We start from the raw sequence: 15673 nt of genomic DNA on the forward strand, positions 1-15673 counted from the left end.
GCTAAATCTTCCTCTTTAAGTATATTGACCTCCATTTATATTTAAAATAGAACCTGTCAAGTAATCAGGGGCATCAAGGGCAAGATAGGTGACAAAATTTATAATTTCATTCACGCTTCCTTTTCGCTTAATATGTGTACTTTCTACAGCTTGTAACTGTCTATCTAAAGAAACTTTTTCAGCCATTTCAGATTCAAAGATTCCTGGGTTAACACCTATAATAACAGAATTTTGAGAAGCTAATGACTTAGATAAACTTAAAACTAAACCATTAAGTCCAGCCTTAGAAATTCCATATCCCACATCTCGACTACCAACATTAGCTGCCGCAGAACCAACTACTATAATCCGTGTTGATAGATTTTGGTTCAAACATTTCTTCACTAAAGAGATAATAAAATGAGAAACACCTAACAAATTAACCTGGACACTTTCATACAAACTATCCTCTTCTAAAAATGGAGACTTAAATGTTTCCACGCCAAATTTACCAATACAACTGATGAGAATAATTTTATCATATTCGTGAATAGGAATTTGATCTACAGTTGATTGAATTTGATGCTTGTTGCGAACATCACAGGAAATATAATATTTAATCTGGTTAAGACGAGTTATTTCTGGCAGATCTATTCCCAGAATGTCAACATTCAACATTCTATTTTGACAAGATATCCCAGAGCCTAGCACTCCCTCTACACCTAATATAATCAGTAAATCACCGCTCATTAGTTGTCTCTCTTTTTCAAGGTTTGAATGAAATTAATAGCTCTTTCTCGAACTGCTGATTGATAATCTGGTAAAGACATATCCCGATTTGAAAAGTATGTAATACCTCTAGAAATAGGGATAATTACACCTCTACCATCATGTCCTAAACTATCAAAAACACTTTCAATATTTCCTCCCTGACTCCCTACTCCAGGAGCTAGAAAAATCGCATTTGGCATTATTTTTCTTAGTTGCTTTGCTTCATAAGGAAATGTGGCACCCACTACAGCGCCTATACAACTGTAACCGTATTTTCCAATGCTATCCTTACCTAATTGATTAACCAGTTCTGCCAGTTGATGAAACATTTTCTTTCCTTTTACAGATATATCCTGAATCATGCTTGAGCCAGGATTAGAAGTTTTAACTAAAATGAATAAACCTTTACCACATTTAGTAGCAACTTCTACAAAGGGCATCAGACTATCTTCTCCTAGAAAGGGGTTAATTGTGATACAATCAACCACTAAATCTGAATCGATGACTATTCCGTTTTTAAGTCTTATTTGTCCCTCTAAATAAGCCTTAGCATAAGCAAGTGAAGTGGCATCAATATCTCCTCTTTTTGCATCTAAAATTACTAAAAGATTGTGAGTTTTAGCATATTTAATAGATTGAACTAGAGCATTTATGCCACTACTTCCAAACTGCTCAAAATATGCAGATTGAAACTTTACGGCTGGAATTAAATCCGATAAGCTGTCAATAATGATTTGTGAAAAGCTAGTTAAAGCTCTGGTAATTTCCTGAGAATTATTGCTTGTTGGAAGTAGAAACTCTGGCATCAAATCAAAATTCGGATCGATGCCAACTACCAAGTCACTCTTTTGGATTTGCTGTTCAATAAGTCGATCGCTAAAGTGCATATCTTCAGAAATCCCCGAATTTAAAATGTTCTTCATTATTTATACCATGAGCAAGGTGCTTTTTTTTTGAAATTAGATAAATTAAAAATATTCGTCATTTATTTTATGCCCAAATTGTTGTTTTTTAGAAATTAGATAAGACTGCCATTCTTTCCTGGAATTAACTAGAGGAACTTTTAGATTTACGGCAATCCCATGACTGATTAAAAAATTTTCTTTTTCAATATTATTGGTGATCAGATTCACGGATTTTATGTTTAAATCTCTGAGGATAGCTATAGCAGAAGAATAATCTCTTAAATCAGGCTGAATACCTAAACTGACAAATGCCTCAAAAGATGTACATTTGGTTTTTTCCATTAACGAATAGGTTTTCAACTTATTTGTCCATCCAGCACCTCTGCCTTCATGATCGAAATGGTAAATTATCAAGCCATCTTGTTCTTGAGAAATCATCTCCATCGCTCTAAGTAGTTGCCAGTTGCAGTCGCATCTTTGACAACCAAAAACATCGCTTGTATAGCAAGCAGAATTTAGTCGTAATAAAACAGGTTTACCGGGATTTTGAATATTTCCTCGATAAATAATTCCGTGTTCTTTGTTGATTTGATTGTGTTGTATTGTATAACCTCCCATTTTTAGGTTCTTAATACCACTTTCAATAGTTAGTGAAACTTCCAAAACTTTATTAACTATTTTGTATTCTGAAGTCATTTTCAATCTCACAAGATTAACTTACTTTTATTTGAAAGCAAAAAAGCTATTGCAGTTTTTGAGAAATTATATCAATTAATTTCAATGGATCTTTTTCAAAGAAAACTTGGCTCTTTGTTTCTTTTTTGAAAGAGTCGAGCAGTAATTGAACATGATCTGTAACTCCTCCAGTATCGCTGAGAATACCAATAATTTTATTCATGTCATAAGCATTTGATAACTCATTTAAAGTTCCCCACCTCCCACTAATAAAAATAGCTGCATCACAGGCTGCTACAGATTCAACATTTCTATATTTGCGACAAACTTGCACATTATCTTTGTATTTGTAATCTTCCGGTATCAAAATAATACTATCATATAATTCTGGAGAAGTTCCCATCACCGACCTGTGTTTTTCTTGACTATAGGTAGCTGAAAATCCAATTGAATATCCACCCAAACTTTTAGCCCCTAAAACAGCGTAAAGGGGAAGGCCAGTACAAGCTCCTGTCACAATGCTGTTACCAGTTCGGGCAATTTGTTCTCCAAGTTTTCTGGACTTTTGATTAAGAGAATCTTGGCTATCTACAGCCGAACCGAAAACACCAATCTTTTTCATTTTATCGCCACTTATCTAAATAACCGGGCTAGTGCAGTTGATAGCAAACTATGAACTGGAAAAATATTTACACTAATATTATATGTGAAGATTCAATAAAAATTAGTGAAAATGGAAAAGCAATTTCATGAATCTCTGTAAATTAAACACTATGATAATGATTCCAATACAGATAAATTACTATATTGCTAGTCCATTCGCCTAATTTAATCAATTAGTGTTTTGACACTTAGTTAAACAACCCCATCAGGGAAAAGAAGACTAATCTTATTGTCAAAAAGTTCTTTTTCTTCTTGGTAGAACTTTTCAAGTTGCACAACAATATCTTCACCAATTCCTAGCTTATATGCGATGTTACGAATGGCAGATTTTTCTCCTTCACTGTAAGCACCATCGGCATCACTAGCTTGAATAGCACAATAAATCAAGTTTCTCCTCGATTTATTGCTGATGGGATTGCTTTGAAGTACGGATTCCACATCCTCATCTCCACTGTATGTCTCCAGTTCAGCGAGTAATGCTTCTGATGCACCTTTCGCGGCTGTCAAACCAATCACCCAATCTCTCTCCTGTTGCGATAAAACGTTATCGCCTTTTGCTGCAATAAGCAACGCTCTTGCGAAAGTTCCAATCGCTTCATCCGGTAGCTGTTGGTTAGAACCTTGTAGGTGCTTGTACACCCACGCACCTGCTAATTTCCGTGAATCTCTCATAGTCATCTGCCTTTTTACCTAAAATTCGATCCGAATATATAGCCTTTCTCAGAAAGATGGAGTACGCCGAAACCCTGTGTTGTCAAGCTTTTGAAGTTGAATTGTGTACCTCATCTATCCAAGAACCGCTATAATATCGTTAATAACGATATTATAAACTAAGCTAATGACTCGTATCGCGCTTACCATTAGTATATTACCATAAAATAGCTTTTTACAATTTAATTATATTAAAATTTGTTAAGGAATAAAAAATAAATAACTTGATGGATTGTCGGAGATAATCAAAAACAGCGCCCTGATTGCTATTTTCTCTAAAATTGATAGAAACTCGCAAGGAATTTTTCTATTCTACCACTTTATCTGACATTTAAACCTATGTTTTATTCTAGTTCAATTGAGTCGGAAATAAAGAAACTTTATAACTCTTTATCAGAAAAGGATAAAAGAAGGTATGCAGCGATCGAGGCACAAAAATTGGGATGGGGTGGAATTAGCTATATAATGAAACTGTGCGGATGCAGTCGAAATACTATTGTCCAGGGAATTAAAGATTTAGAAACAATGAATGAAACGACTATTAATAATTTAAGGGTCAGAAAAAAAGGAGGAGGAAGAAAAAGTATTTTAGCTACCAGGAGCGGTATTGATGAAGCCTTTTTAGAAGTCTTAAAGTTCCAGACAGCGGGAGACCCAATGAATGAGCTAATTAAATGGACTAATTTGACGCATAAAGAAATAGCTGTTGGACTGAAAAACGCCGGATTTTGTGTGAGTCTTCCTCTAGTAGGACAACTCCTAAAAAAACATGGATATGTGAAGCGAAAAGCACAAAAAAAGCAGACAACAGGAATCAATAAAAATCGTAATGCTCAATTTGAAAATATTGCTAGACTCGATACAGAGTATAGAGAAGCGGGTAATCCAATTATTAGTTTTGACACACAAAAAAAAAGAAGTTTTAGGGAATTTGTATCGTCCGGGAACTCTCTATACAACCGAGCCTGTTACTACTTTAGATCATGATTTTTGGAGCTTAGGTCACGGAAAAGTAATTCCACATGGGATTTACGATGCTCAAGAAAATCGAGGATATATAACATTAGGCAACAGTAAAGATACAAGTGAATTTGCTTGTGAATCTCTGAAAAATTGGTGGAATAATTATGGAAAATTTATCTACCCTAATGCCACTTCAATTTTAGCAAAGTGTGATGGTGGAGGTAAGCTGTTCAGCATCTAAAACGCATATTGTATAGTATACTATAATGATATTTTAAAAAAGTCAATGCCTACTAAAAACTTCCTCAGTTCCGAGACAAAACAAACTTTGCAACAAGTATTAAAAGAGCATGAGCATCCAGATATTCGGCAAAGAGCCTTAATTTTTTTGTTATTAAATAACGGAAATACACAAGCTCAAACTGCTGAAATAATTGGATGTTCTCGGAGAAAAATAGCTTATTGGAGCATACATGGTGATCCTGATAATTTAGACAGTTTCAAAGATGATAGAATGAAGGGTAACTACCGAAAAGCTACAGAAGAATATATTAATTTACTTCTAGAGACGATTGAAGTAGAACCTGAGAAATATGGCTATGAATTCGGGAGATGGACAACAGCTAGACTTGCCATATATCTAGGAGAGAAGACAGGAATCGAGTTGAGTAGTACCCAAGTAAGGAGGATTTTAAAATCAAAAAAGTATGTTTACATCTGGGCTAAATATAGCTTAGAGTCTAAGCAAGATACCGTAGAAAGGGGTGTATTTAAAAATAAATTAGCTGAGTATCTAAGAATAGAAAAAGAATCTCCAGCTCTTCTACAGGTATGGTTTTGGGATGAGAGCGGATTTAGTTTGAGAGTAATTAGAAGGAAGAATTGGTGTAAAAAAGGGACTCGAAGCAAGAAAAGAGGAGAGCGACGAAAGGGTCGTATTAATGTCATGGGCGGAGTGAGGTATTCAGACAAGAAAAGATGGGTGGATTTTATTCCATCTGGAAATTCTGCTAATTTTTATGCCGTCCTCAAAAATTTTTATGGAGATTTAAGAGCAGAGTGGATATTACAAGGGAATTTAGCGGAAGAATTTGAAGATAAAGGCTGTAAAATTGTGATAATTTTGGACAACGCTAGTTTTCATAAAAAAGCAGAGATTTTGCAGAAAATAGCAGCAGAGATGCCGAATCTAATCATAGAGTTTTTGCCCAAGTATAGCCCGGACTACAATTTAGTTGAATTAGTATGGCATGCCGCCAAGGAATATGTTGCTAATAGATTATTTGAATCTATTGAAAAACTAGAGTCTCTGTTGAATAAATTGTTAAATGAAGGAGAACTAATTATGAAATGGAACCGAAAAATAAAAAACAAAGGTAACGCGAGTTAATGCAGTTTAGATGTTTTACAGCTTAGTAACAATGCTAATCATTATATCTTTAAAGAAGATTTACAAAAGTTAGTTAATGAAATCGGAATAGAGATCAGAATTGCCCATTACCCTCCTTATACATCTAAATATAATCCCATTGAACATCGACTCTTTCCTCATGTTACTAGAGCTTGTCAAGGAGTAATTTTTACCAATATAGAATTAGTCAAATATCTGGTAGAAAAAACTCACACTAAAACCGGGCTATCTGTAGTTGCAACTGTGCTTGATAAAGTCTATCAAATTGGTCGAAAGGTAGCTGATAACTTTAAAAAAACTATGCAAATTACTTTTGATGAATACTTGCCAAAATGGAACTATAAAGCCGTACATCAAACTTAGTGACTCATCAAGTTATTTATTTTTCAGTCCTAAGTAGCTCCACCTAATTAAATCTCTTGAGATGTAACCATTCATCCTCAATACGGTACGGTTCATTTGCGGACTATAATATGGCAAAAAAAATATGAGCCAGCCTTGCTGTTGCCATTGTTTCCACTGCTGTTGCGTTAGTTTTGAGCGGAGCTTAATTATTGCAAAATCATTTCTCGAATTGTGCGTGCTGTGGCGGGGGCGAGCAACACGCCGTTGCGATAGTGGCCGCTGGCTATGAGAATATTACTAGCACCGGAAAGCCGATCGATAATTGGTGCCGGTCGTTTTTCCGGCCGCGGGCGCAATCCAGACCATTTCCTGATGATTTCAGCGGATGCTAAGGCCGGACAAAGTGCGATCGCCCTTGCCATCACTTGCGCCAACATATCAGCATTCGCCTGAATTTCTCCGCCATTTTCTGAAAACTCCACCGTCGCCCCCACCCAAAATTCCTGATTTCCCAAAGGCACAATGTGAACGTCATCGCAAGTAATTACCGGGCTAAAATCTGGGTTTCCTACAGGATTGGGCGTCAGCAAATGCAGCGCTTGTCCCAACACCGGGCGAATGTCAACCAACTGATTTAAGGATGCAGTCACAGCAGCAGAACCCAAACCAGCGCACACAATTAGTCGATCGAAATTTTCAGCAACAGGCAAGATGCCTGTTCCACAAGACTTATTGACAGCAATGGAAGATGGGAGTTGAATCCCAGACACCTGAGAATTCAACTCAGTAATGCCTTGAACTTCCACTCCAAACTCAAAATTAACTCCTTTGAGTTTAGCAGCATCAACCAAAGCCAAAGTTAGCGCCGTCGGATCAACTTGCCGGTCTTGAGGCGAATAAATCGCAGCAATAATCTGATCATTTAAATAGAGATGAGGGCAGCGATCGCGCACTCGTTCCACATCCCAAAGTTCCAATTGCCAACCTTGAGAACGGCGAGTTGCTATCAATTTTTCCCACTTACTTAAATCCTCTCCCTCCGAACAAAGCATTAAAATTCCTTGTTTGTTAAAAGGAATTTTCCGCCCCGTAACTGCTTCCAATTCAGGAATCAAAGTTTCGTAGCGCTGAAGGCTGGTTTCCCGTAACTGCCAATTTATGCCCTTAGTTTTGTGGCTGATAACTCCCATCAAAACACCGAGTGCCGCGCCAGTAGAACCTTCGGCAGGCGACTGTTTGTCGAACACAGTAACTTTCAGTTCGGGAAATTGACTTAGTTCAAAGGCGATCGAAGCCCCAACAATACCACATCCAATAATTGCAACACGAACCATTCAATTTTATATTTTATATTTTATATTTTAGATTAACTGCTTCCTAGGTTTTGTCCATATAAACATTTTTCGGACTGGCAATATGCCCGCCCCACAAGAAAACTGATTCTTTGTGGAACAGGCATCTTGCCTGTTCTTGACAATGATACAAGATGTGAGTTAAGGCTAATTAAGCTTTAGGAATTAGCTGCAAGAAGGTGTCGAAATCATTGACAGCTTTTTGATAGCTGGCCGTGACTTTTGCATAGTCAAGCTCTTTAGCCGCCAGATCAATGTTAACCAAATCGGTAAACAAACTCTTAGTTAAATCAACAGCTTGTTGTTGAGAACTAGGCAACAAACTCGCAGAGACGGTTTTCATGGTGTTCCGCAAGTCGCCTAGAGGCCCGTGAATGTAAGTTCTGGTATCAATCCAATTCCGTTTTTGAATTAGGGTTCCCAGTTTATCCATGCGCGATCGGAACTCTGTCAGACTAGGAACATAGCGCTGAATTTGCTGGATTTGGGCTGTTGTGTAAGTCGTAGGAACTTTTGCTTCGACACTGCTGCAACTAACCAGAAATGCCATCAAAAACGCCATCATCAAGGCAAAAATTGAACGGGTACGAGTCATATTGATTTAAGATTTTAGATTTTAGATTTCTCGTTCTCAGGCTCTGCCGGGGAATGCAGCTCGGCGAGGAGCTGGTTCACTGACCTAGCACCGAGAGTTATGTACAAAATATTATTTTACCTCCTGGCGGCGCAGAAAAGTGATCACAGCATTGCCAACTTTTTCTGACCAATGTTCTTGAGGATAATGCCCCGCTTGTTCCAGTGTGACTAACTCTGCATTTTGCAGGGAACCGACTAGCTTTTGAACTGGTTCAACACTCAGCCAAGGATCTGTCAAACCCCAGACAAATAAAGTTGGTCGAGTCCATCCTTTCAAGCCGGATTCAATTTCTGCCATTGACTGCGGCAATTGAATATTGCGGACTGTATTCATCAGCGATCGACCTGCATCCGAACTCTTCAAAAACGGGCGGCGGTAAACATCTAAATCCTTGTCTGATATTGTCTGGCGGCTGCCACCTTCGAGAGTTCGGTCAACCAAAAGCGGGTCTTGCGTCATCATGTCGCCAATAAAAGGCAGCCCCAACTGCTGCATTTTCCAAGGCAATTTTATATCTGCTGAAACTGGTGTATTGATGACGGCTAGACGCTCAATTTTATCGGGATTGCGTAAAGCGTATTGAATGCCTGCTGAAGCTAAAAATCCTTGGACAACGAGGTAAAATCGGTCTAATTCTATAGCTTGAATAAAGCCAGCGAGGGCTTCAACAAAAGCATCGGGAGTGTAGGCAAAGTCGCGCTTGTCTGGTTTGGTCGATCGCCCGTAACCCACCCAATCTGGGGCGATCGATCTAAATCCCTGTGCCGCCAAATCCGGCATCATTACAGTCCAGGTAAAACTCTGGGACGGCAAACCGTGCAGCAGCAGTACGGGCAGTTTACCAGTTTCGTTAACCGGATTTGTTTCCCGATAAAACCATTGCAGCGGGCCTACTTCAACTATCTTCTCATCAATTAACATTATTTTACTGGTTATTTATCAAAGAATAAGGCGGGGAATACCCGCCCTACTTACCTAATAGTTGGGTGTGCACAGAACACCTTACCCAACTAATTACAGCCGCGTTTAGAAATTCATTTCAGCAGCTTGAACTTTTTCGACCTGTTTCTTCTTGAGAACCAGCATAATTTGAGCCAGCATGGTTATAGCCACGAAAGCCATCAATCCTTTAACTCGACCTGCACTTTGCAGCACAATCTCCACGTCTTTTTGACCGAAGCCGCCCACATTAGGATTGTTCGTCAAAAGTTCGCCTGCTGCAACTGTTTGTCCTTCGGTAACAATCAGTTCTGGGCCTGCGGGAATCGTATCAACAACGGCTGCACCTTCGGCAGGTTGAATTGTCACTTGATAACCGCCATCTTCAGGTTGAGCAATCTTAGAAATGCTGCCAGCTACCGAAGCATTGTAAACAGTATTATTGCTCTTTTCGCCAGTAGGATAAACCTGACCGCGGCCGCGGTTGCCACCAACATAAATTTGGTATTTGCCGTAGTGAACGGACTTGTCAGTTTCCGGATTCGGCGACAAAACTGGGAATACCAATTCTTTGTACTGTTCTCCCGGTACTGGGCCCACTAAAACAATATTTTCTTGGGTTTCGCTGTAAGGTTGGAAGTAAAGATCGCCGACTTTTTCCTTCATTTCTTCGGGAATTCTGTCAGCCGGAGCAATCTTGAAACCTTCGGGCAACATCACAACTGCGCCGACATTCAAGCCACCTTTGCTACCGTCGCCGACAACTTGTTGCACGCTAGTATCGTAGGGAATCTTGACAATAGCTTCAAACACTGTGTCAGGCAAAACTGATTGCGGTACTTCAACTTCAGTCACTTTTGCACCGAGGTGACAGTTAGCGCAAACAATGCGGCCTGTTGCTTCGCGGGGAGTAGCGGGTGCTGTTTGCTGGGCCCAGAAAGGGTAAGCAAATGCTGCTTGGGGAAGTGCGATGTCGCTGGTAAGGAAAAATCCTGCAGCGGCGATCGCAATTAAGGCTGTTTTCGCGATCGTCCTGGCACTGCGGCGAAATATCGCAGATAAATTAGTTTGTGGCATTAGAGTATTCAATCTCAAAGGTCAGACAATGCGTGAATTTTAGATTTTGAATTTTGGATTTTGGATTTTGGATTATTAGACTGTTTTAGGGATGCAATTATCTTGGATTTTCACCGCTGACCCCAATCTAAAATCTAAAATCTAAAATCCAAAATTGTTTAAGACCACCAAGGTGCTTCGCCGGTGCGGAAATCAGTTTCTTTCCAAGTTGTAAAAGCGATCTTGTCATCTGCGACAGTGGCGTGGGCCAGGGCCAGAGACAAAGGCGCGGGGCCGCGCACCACTTTGCCCTCATTGTTGTATTGAGAACCGTGGCAAGGACAGATAAACTTGTTTTCGCTAACATTCCAAGGCACGACGCAACCCAAGTGAGTGCAAACTGCATTGATGCCGTAGTCGGCGATAGATAAGTCTTCTTTCACCACAAGATAAGTGGGGTCGCCTTTGAGACCTTGGGCTAAGGTACGATCGCCCGCAGGGTGCGAAGTCAAATATTCGCTAACGATGATGTCGTTACCCAAGGCATCTTTAGCTGTCACTCCGCCGCCAACTGCCCCACTCGACGGAGGAACAAAATATTGGACAACGGGATAGAGTGCGCCCAGTGCAACACCTGTGACTGTACCGAACGTCAGCAAATTCATAAATTGGCGACGCCCCATATCGGGGACATCGGGATTTCCAGCAGAAGATTGAGCCATGACCTGCCTTTACGGTTTTAAGTTACGTTTGTTTGTTAGCTGTTAGCGAACCTGTACGTGCAGAGGAAGGAGGATAATTGCCGTTAATCTGCTCGCACAAATTTTAGGCCGCGAAAATTCCTTTTAAGAATGCGCCTTCCAGCCTTTATTAGAGTATTATTACATTTTTTGAACTTTGTCTTTTATTGTTTAATGGATTAACTCAGGAGCAACCATGACGGGCAAGGATTTACACCAGCTACTGCTAGAAAAATGGGGAAAGTCTTACGATATCAGATTGCGGCGGACGCGGGGCAAGATTTTTGTGCAAGTTATGTGGAAATATCTAGAACAGGCATCTTTTCCCATGACGGAGGCTGATTATTTCGAGCATTTGGATGCGGTGGCCAATTACCTCAACGGCTGGGGCAGCACGGCACAGGTGAGAGAATACATTGTAAATACTCGCGATCGCCCGCGCTTGGGTAAAGCTGTCAGCGTTCCCCTAGATTTGGGTGAAAGAGCCTCGGAGTGGTTGCTAGACGAGTTTTGAATCACTCACTCGATTTTAGATTTTAGATTTTAGATTTTAGATTGACTCCACAGCCGGGATCTGGGGGAGTTCCCTAAAGTTTTGTGTCGCGCCGCGGCTGGATTAGTTGAGCCCAAAGTCTCGAAAATCGATCAGCGAGCTTGTCATACGACTTGCCGCTGGTGAGAAACTAAGCTGTGGCGCCTCTAATTTGGACAGTTGTTTTGATTCAAAGTCTTGTGTGGCGGGCTTTCCGGCGCGCAGCCAACTGTGGGATTTCAATGCCGCAACAGTTTCTGGGGCTTTTTTAGGGGCTTTTTTAATTTTGGGCGATCGGACTTCATTCTTACCAAAATCATCGGAACCAATTTCTGTCAACAATTTCACATACAATGAGTGTCAGATATCTTGTGAAATTTAGGAGAATGTTGTAATGGGTGTTGCACTGGGAATGGTTGAAGTCTTAGGATTTCCCGCTGCAGTAGAAGTTGCGGACTCAATGGTGAAAGCAGCCCGTGTTACTTTAGTTCGCTATGAGAAAATAACCCGCGCCTACTGGACAATTATAGTGCGAGGAGATGTCTCTGAAGTGCAAGCAGCCGTTGCTGCGGGAATTGAATCAGTTAAAAAGGTCGATGGCGGAAAGTTGCTATCGTATCACATTATTGCTCGTCCCCACGAGAATCTGGATTACGTTTTGCCGATCGGCTACACTCCTGAAGTTGAGCAGTTCCGAATGTAGTCAAAGTTTTGACAAAACTTTGGTGTTGAATTTTAACTTTTAGTAATTATAGAGGCGCGGGCGATCGCGTCTCTATATTTTTTTTCCTGCGAGTCGATCGCTCTTTCTGTGGAGTTTTTAGCGCCCTAAAAGCTTTACCAAGCCAACCCCGCCAAAATACAAGCCGAGCACCGCACCTCCTAAAAGACTTTGCGTTAAAGGGTCAGTAGAAGGCGTTAACACCGCGCCCAAAACTGCCGCTCCCAAGACTACATACCGCCAGCCGGAGAGCATTTGGTTGGAAGAAACGATGCCCAAAACGCCGAGCAATACTTGGACGATCGGGATTTGAAAAGCTAAGCCGGTGCTGAACATTAACAGCAGTACAAATTTAAAGTATTTGTCGATCGACCACAACTGCTCTACAACATCCGCTCCATAGGTAACAAAGAAGTTAAGCGCCGCCGGAATCAAAGCGATGTAAGCAAAGACTAACCCGCCCAAAAATAGGAAACTCGAACCAAAAAACACAGGCCCCAGCAACCTGCGTTCTTTCCGAGTCAAGCCGGGGAGAACAAACAGCGCTATCTGGTAAAAAATAAACGGACTGGCAAGGAGCAAACCGCTGTATCCGGCTACTTCGATAGAAACAAAGAAATACTCGCCGGGAGCTAGTTGCAGAAACTTGACGGGCCCGGCCGGTACTTCGAGCAGTTGCACGATGGGTTTAACTGTGAAAAAGCAACCGATTACAGCGATTGCTACTGCAATTAGCGAGTAAAAAAGTCGCTGCCGCAATTCTTCTAAATGGTCGAATAAAGACATTTCAACTTCGTCGGGAAGTTCGTCCAGAAATTCGTTTTCTAAGTTGCGAGAACCCATCGCACCGCCAGCGATTGGTGCCATGCTGTTTTCCGGGCTAACTTCTTCGTCTTCTAATTTACTGACACCCACGGAATCATCGGCGATTGGTGTAATGCTATTTTCCGGGCTAAATTCTTCACCTTCTAAGTTGATGACATCAACTGAATCATCTGTGATTGGTGTAATGCTATTTTCCGGGCTAACTTCTTCACCTTCTAAGTTGCTGACATCAACTGAATCATCTGTGATTGGTGTAATGCTATTTTCCGGGATAAATTCTTCAGCTTCTAAGTTGATGACATCAACTGAATCATCTGTGATTGGTGCAATGCTATTTTCCGAGTTAACTTCTTCAGCTTCTAAGTTGCTGACACCCATGAAACTGTCTGCGATGGGTGCAATGCTATTTTCCGGGCTAACTTCTTCGTCTTCTAATTTACTGACATCAACTGAATCATCGGCGATGGGTGCAATGCTATTTTCCGGGATAACTTGTTCGAGGTTGTTGTCGGAATCTTGTTCGGATCTCTCCAAGTCTGAGGGCACAGTCATAGGTATTTGGGATTTTATTTAGGCTTTACGTTTATTAGTCTTGGACGCAGGTGAGTGCAAAAATCGAGTTTCCGGGTTAAGTTTGAATACGGTTGGGTTGACACTGTTTATTTCCCGAAAATCCCCCTTAAGAAGGGGGACTTTGAGATCACTCTTGTCCCCTCCTTTTTAAGGGGGGTTAGGGGGAATCGGGCTTAACCCAAGCGTATTGAGTTAAGCCCGAGATCCCTTTTAACTTTAACTCCAACCGCGCATTTTTTGGTGAACTCTTGCCACGTAACACATATAATGTCTGAGTCGTGTCGGTCAAACATAGTTTTTTTAACTGTCAATCACGATCGCAATTTTGCCGATCGCGCGGCCCGTTTCGCTGTAAGCGTGTGCTGCTGCTACTTCTTGTAAGCTGTAAGTGCGATCGACAATCGGCTCAACTTTATCCGATTCTATTAACTCCCGCAAAATCCCCAAGTCACCCGGGTTGGCATTGGCTAGAATGAATTTAGCTTTTTTACCAGGAATAAACCAGCTCGTCAACATCGGTGCCAGGTTGTCGAAACTCGGCAAAGTCGATATATAAATTCCCTCTGGTTGCAGCACTTTTTCGCATTCAGCAAATGTTTTTGTACCCACAGCATCTAAAATTATATCATATTTTTCGGTTTGTTGAGTAAAGTCAATTTCTGCGTAATCCAGCACAAAATCGGCTCCCAAACTCTTGACAAATTCTCTATTTTTAGCACTGCAAACTCCCGTTACTTCAGCATTCATTGCTTTGGCAATTTGCACGGCAAAAGTGCCGACTCCGCCGGAAGCGCCGTTAATCAATACTTTGTTTCCTGCTTGAATTTGGCCCAAATCCCGGAGCGATTGCAAAGCAGTTAAACCTGCGATCGGTACTCCTGCTGCTTCTGCATGAGTGATGTTTTTCGGTTTAATTGCTGCATCCGATTCTGGCACGGCCGCATATTCGGCGCAAGCACCCCCATTGATGGGATTTAAGAAAGTATAAACTTCATCTCCGGGTTGAAATTTGGTCACTTCCCTGCCGACTTCCACGACAACTCCCGATATGTCAGAACCGACTATTCGAGGAAAGTTAAATCCTGTTAATAATTGCAGGTGTCCTTGTCGGATTTTCCAGTCTACGGGATTGACGCTGCTAGCACGAACTCGTACTAACAATTCGTTGGATTTGGCGATCGGCTTGGACAATTCTCGGTACTGCAATTCCTCGGCTGAACCGTAGCGATCGAACGCAACTGCTTTCATGGCAAATTTTCCGGTTTATTTCCAATAGAACACTCAATCTTTTACAATTACAGCACATTTGATCTAAATGTGACACATTGACATCCACCCCGGCGTTAACGCACGGGGATTCCATCTATTCAAGCCAATCAAAAATTGACAATTGCTTAAATTCTGGTGGGTTGACGCTTCTTTGGGTGCTGCTATCCTGGGATAGTCTTATGCTTCCTCCACGCCCGTTTAAAGTCTCCGAAAGTCCTCCGGCGACTAAAATGTTAGTTGCGGCGTTAATATCCCTATCATGAGACGTGCCACAGTTGAGGCAAATCCATTCTCGAATTGAGAGATCTAACTTCCCGATTTTAAACCCACAACAAGAGCAGGTTTTAGAAGTCGGTTCCCATCTATCAATGACTCGAAAATCTCTGCCATATTTTTCTGATTTTGCTTCTAGGAAAGTTCTAAATGTTCTCCAACCTAAATCAGAAATTGCACGGGATAATTTGCGGTTCCTAACCATTCCTGACACATTTAAGTCTTCTAACACAATCGTTTGATTCTCACGAATGAGTTGAGTTGATAACTTGTGCAGGAAATCTGTGCGAGTATCAGCTAGTTTAGCGTGAAGTTTAGCTAACCGCTTTCGAT

At 41.0% G+C, this 15673-nt stretch carries 19 protein-coding genes and 1 pseudogene; 6 read left to right on the forward strand and 14 right to left on the reverse strand.

Annotated features, from left to right (window positions below; all coding sequences use genetic code 11):
• Positions 1-15: 15 nt before the first annotated feature.
• The 5 genes from QUB08_RS25125 to QUB08_RS25145 all read right to left on the reverse strand — a co-directional run bounded on the left by QUB08_RS25125 (position 16) and on the right by QUB08_RS25145 (position 3665).
• The gene (locus QUB08_RS25125; RefSeq protein ID WP_333228111.1) at positions 16-729 is read right to left on the reverse strand and encodes an SDR family oxidoreductase; all 714 of its coding nucleotides are present in this window, start codon (positions 727-729) and stop codon (positions 16-18) included.
• Positions 729-1673 (reverse strand): orotidine-5'-phosphate decarboxylase, encoded by a 945-nt coding sequence (pyrF, locus tag QUB08_RS25130; RefSeq protein WP_333228113.1) that lies wholly within the window; start codon positions 1671-1673, stop codon positions 729-731. Before pyrF ends, QUB08_RS25125 begins: the two co-directional genes overlap by 1 nt.
• 45 nt (positions 1674-1718) lie before the next feature.
• The gene (locus QUB08_RS25135; protein ID WP_333228115.1) at positions 1719-2351 is read right to left on the reverse strand and encodes a GTP cyclohydrolase; all 633 of its coding nucleotides are present in this window, start codon (positions 2349-2351) and stop codon (positions 1719-1721) included.
• 46 nt (positions 2352-2397) lie between these two features.
• A complete protein-coding gene (locus QUB08_RS25140; protein WP_333228117.1) occupies positions 2398-2952 on the reverse strand; it encodes an SLOG cluster 4 domain-containing protein in 555 nt (184 codons plus the stop codon).
• Positions 2953-3185: 233 nt separating this feature from the next.
• Positions 3186-3665 carry a hypothetical protein gene (locus QUB08_RS25145; RefSeq protein ID WP_333228119.1) on the reverse strand — a complete coding sequence of 160 codons (480 nt, stop codon included), beginning with the start codon at positions 3663-3665 and terminating at the stop codon, positions 3186-3188.
• 378 nt (positions 3666-4043) lie between these two features.
• Between QUB08_RS25145 and QUB08_RS25150 the strand changes: the two genes are divergently transcribed.
• The 4 genes and pseudogenes from QUB08_RS25150 to QUB08_RS25165 all read left to right on the forward strand — a co-directional run.
• Positions 4044-4691, forward strand: a complete 648-nt coding sequence (locus QUB08_RS25150; RefSeq protein ID WP_333228121.1) for an ISAzo13-like element transposase-related protein — start codon at positions 4044-4046, stop codon at positions 4689-4691.
• Positions 4636-4908, forward strand: coding sequence for an ISAzo13-like element transposase-related protein (locus tag QUB08_RS25155; RefSeq protein ID WP_445300954.1), 273 nt, complete (start codon positions 4636-4638; stop codon positions 4906-4908). The genes QUB08_RS25150 and QUB08_RS25155 overlap by 56 nt, the downstream gene beginning before the upstream one ends.
• Positions 4909-4953: 45 nt before the next feature.
• Positions 4954-6057, forward strand: a complete 1104-nt coding sequence (locus tag QUB08_RS25160; RefSeq protein WP_333228125.1) for an IS630 family transposase — start codon at positions 4954-4956, stop codon at positions 6055-6057.
• A gap of 36 nt (positions 6058-6093) precedes the next feature.
• Positions 6094-6441: pseudogene (locus QUB08_RS25165) on the forward strand (ISAzo13-like element transposase-related protein); the annotation flags it as partial.
• A 188-nt stretch (positions 6442-6629) separates the two neighbouring features.
• On the opposite strand, the gene QUB08_RS25170 reads toward QUB08_RS25165, so the two are convergent.
• The 5 genes from QUB08_RS25170 to petC all read right to left on the reverse strand — a co-directional run bounded on the left by QUB08_RS25170 (position 6630) and on the right by petC (position 11129).
• On the reverse strand, positions 6630-7757 hold the full coding sequence (locus tag QUB08_RS25170) for an FAD-dependent oxidoreductase (RefSeq protein WP_333228127.1): 1128 nt from the start codon (positions 7755-7757) through the stop codon (positions 6630-6632).
• Positions 7758-7926: 169 nt separating this feature from the next.
• Positions 7927-8370, reverse strand: coding sequence for a photosystem II protein PsbQ (gene psbQ / locus QUB08_RS25175; RefSeq protein ID WP_333228129.1), 444 nt, complete (start codon positions 8368-8370; stop codon positions 7927-7929).
• A gap of 111 nt (positions 8371-8481) precedes the next feature.
• Positions 8482-9333, reverse strand: a complete 852-nt coding sequence (locus tag QUB08_RS25180; RefSeq protein WP_333228131.1) for an alpha/beta fold hydrolase — start codon at positions 9331-9333, stop codon at positions 8482-8484.
• Between the two features lie 105 nt (positions 9334-9438).
• Positions 9439-10428 carry a cytochrome f gene (petA, locus tag QUB08_RS25185; RefSeq protein WP_333124344.1) on the reverse strand — a complete coding sequence of 330 codons (990 nt, stop codon included), beginning with the start codon at positions 10426-10428 and terminating at the stop codon, positions 9439-9441.
• 158 nt (positions 10429-10586) lie between these two features.
• Positions 10587-11129, reverse strand: coding sequence for a cytochrome b6-f complex iron-sulfur subunit (gene petC / locus QUB08_RS25190; RefSeq protein ID WP_333228134.1), 543 nt, complete (start codon positions 11127-11129; stop codon positions 10587-10589).
• 214 nt (positions 11130-11343) lie between these two features.
• Between petC and QUB08_RS25195 the strand changes: the two genes are divergently transcribed.
• Positions 11344-11661 carry a DUF3067 family protein gene (locus QUB08_RS25195; RefSeq protein ID WP_333124350.1) on the forward strand — a complete coding sequence of 106 codons (318 nt, stop codon included), beginning with the start codon at positions 11344-11346 and terminating at the stop codon, positions 11659-11661.
• 102 nt (positions 11662-11763) lie between these two features.
• Here the strand turns inward: QUB08_RS25195 and QUB08_RS25200 are convergent, their stop codons facing one another.
• Complete coding sequence (locus tag QUB08_RS25200) at positions 11764-12027, reverse strand: hypothetical protein (protein ID WP_333228136.1); 264 nt, start codon at positions 12025-12027, stop codon at positions 11764-11766.
• Between the two features lie 46 nt (positions 12028-12073).
• Here QUB08_RS25200 and QUB08_RS25205 point away from each other — a divergent pair, with 46 nt between their 5' ends.
• The gene (locus tag QUB08_RS25205) at positions 12074-12382 is read left to right on the forward strand and encodes a carbon dioxide-concentrating mechanism protein CcmK (RefSeq protein ID WP_006631236.1); all 309 of its coding nucleotides are present in this window, start codon (positions 12074-12076) and stop codon (positions 12380-12382) included.
• A gap of 117 nt (positions 12383-12499) precedes the next feature.
• On the opposite strand, the gene tatC is transcribed toward QUB08_RS25205, so the two are convergent.
• The 3 genes from tatC to QUB08_RS25220 form a co-directional block, all read right to left on the reverse strand.
• Complete coding sequence (gene tatC / locus QUB08_RS25210; RefSeq protein WP_333228143.1) at positions 12500-13267, reverse strand: twin-arginine translocase subunit TatC; 768 nt, start codon at positions 13265-13267, stop codon at positions 12500-12502.
• Positions 13268-14098: 831 nt separating this feature from the next.
• Positions 14099-15046, reverse strand: coding sequence for an NAD(P)-dependent alcohol dehydrogenase (locus QUB08_RS25215; protein WP_333228138.1), 948 nt, complete (start codon positions 15044-15046; stop codon positions 14099-14101).
• Between the two features lie 115 nt (positions 15047-15161).
• A partial coding sequence (locus tag QUB08_RS25220) for an RNA-guided endonuclease TnpB family protein (protein ID WP_333228140.1) occupies positions 15162-15673 on the reverse strand: 512 nt, incomplete at its 5' end.

Source organism: Microcoleus sp. BR0-C5, from assembly GCF_036705045.1.
Lineage (GTDB): Bacteria > Cyanobacteriota > Cyanobacteriia > Cyanobacteriales > Microcoleaceae > Microcoleus.

What these genes read in the sequence shown, in the direction of transcription:
- petC (WP_333228134.1), bottom strand. Translation starts at nt 11,129, where the DNA reads ATGGCTCAATCTTCTGCTGGAAATCCCGATGTCCCCGATATGGGGCGT.
- QUB08_RS25135 (WP_333228115.1), bottom strand. Translation starts at nt 2,351, where the DNA reads ATGACTTCAGAATACAAAATAGTTAATAAAGTTTTGGAAGTTTCACTA.
- QUB08_RS25215 (WP_333228138.1), bottom strand. Translation starts at nt 15,046, where the DNA reads ATGAAAGCAGTTGCGTTCGATCGCTACGGTTCAGCCGAGGAATTGCAG.
- petA (WP_333124344.1), bottom strand. Translation starts at nt 10,428, where the DNA reads ATGCCACAAACTAATTTATCTGCGATATTTCGCCGCAGTGCCAGGACG.
- QUB08_RS25180 (WP_333228131.1), bottom strand. Translation starts at nt 9,333, where the DNA reads ATGTTAATTGATGAGAAGATAGTTGAAGTAGGCCCGCTGCAATGGTTT.
- QUB08_RS25145 (WP_333228119.1), bottom strand. Translation starts at nt 3,665, where the DNA reads ATGAGAGATTCACGGAAATTAGCAGGTGCGTGGGTGTACAAGCACCTA.
- QUB08_RS25160 (WP_333228125.1), top strand. Translation starts at nt 4,954, where the DNA reads ATGCCTACTAAAAACTTCCTCAGTTCCGAGACAAAACAAACTTTGCAA.
- pyrF (WP_333228113.1), bottom strand. Translation starts at nt 1,673, where the DNA reads ATGAAGAACATTTTAAATTCGGGGATTTCTGAAGATATGCACTTTAGC.
- QUB08_RS25150 (WP_333228121.1), top strand. Translation starts at nt 4,044, where the DNA reads ATGTTTTATTCTAGTTCAATTGAGTCGGAAATAAAGAAACTTTATAAC.
- QUB08_RS25205 (WP_006631236.1), top strand. Translation starts at nt 12,074, where the DNA reads ATGGGTGTTGCACTGGGAATGGTTGAAGTCTTAGGATTTCCCGCTGCA.
- QUB08_RS25170 (WP_333228127.1), bottom strand. Translation starts at nt 7,757, where the DNA reads ATGGTTCGTGTTGCAATTATTGGATGTGGTATTGTTGGGGCTTCGATC.
- QUB08_RS25125 (WP_333228111.1), bottom strand. Translation starts at nt 729, where the DNA reads ATGAGCGGTGATTTACTGATTATATTAGGTGTAGAGGGAGTGCTAGGC.
- tatC (WP_333228143.1), bottom strand. Translation starts at nt 13,267, where the DNA reads ATGGCACCAATCGCTGGCGGTGCGATGGGTTCTCGCAACTTAGAAAAC.
- psbQ (WP_333228129.1), bottom strand. Translation starts at nt 8,370, where the DNA reads ATGACTCGTACCCGTTCAATTTTTGCCTTGATGATGGCGTTTTTGATG.
- QUB08_RS25140 (WP_333228117.1), bottom strand. Translation starts at nt 2,952, where the DNA reads ATGAAAAAGATTGGTGTTTTCGGTTCGGCTGTAGATAGCCAAGATTCT.
- QUB08_RS25195 (WP_333124350.1), top strand. Translation starts at nt 11,344, where the DNA reads ATGACGGGCAAGGATTTACACCAGCTACTGCTAGAAAAATGGGGAAAG.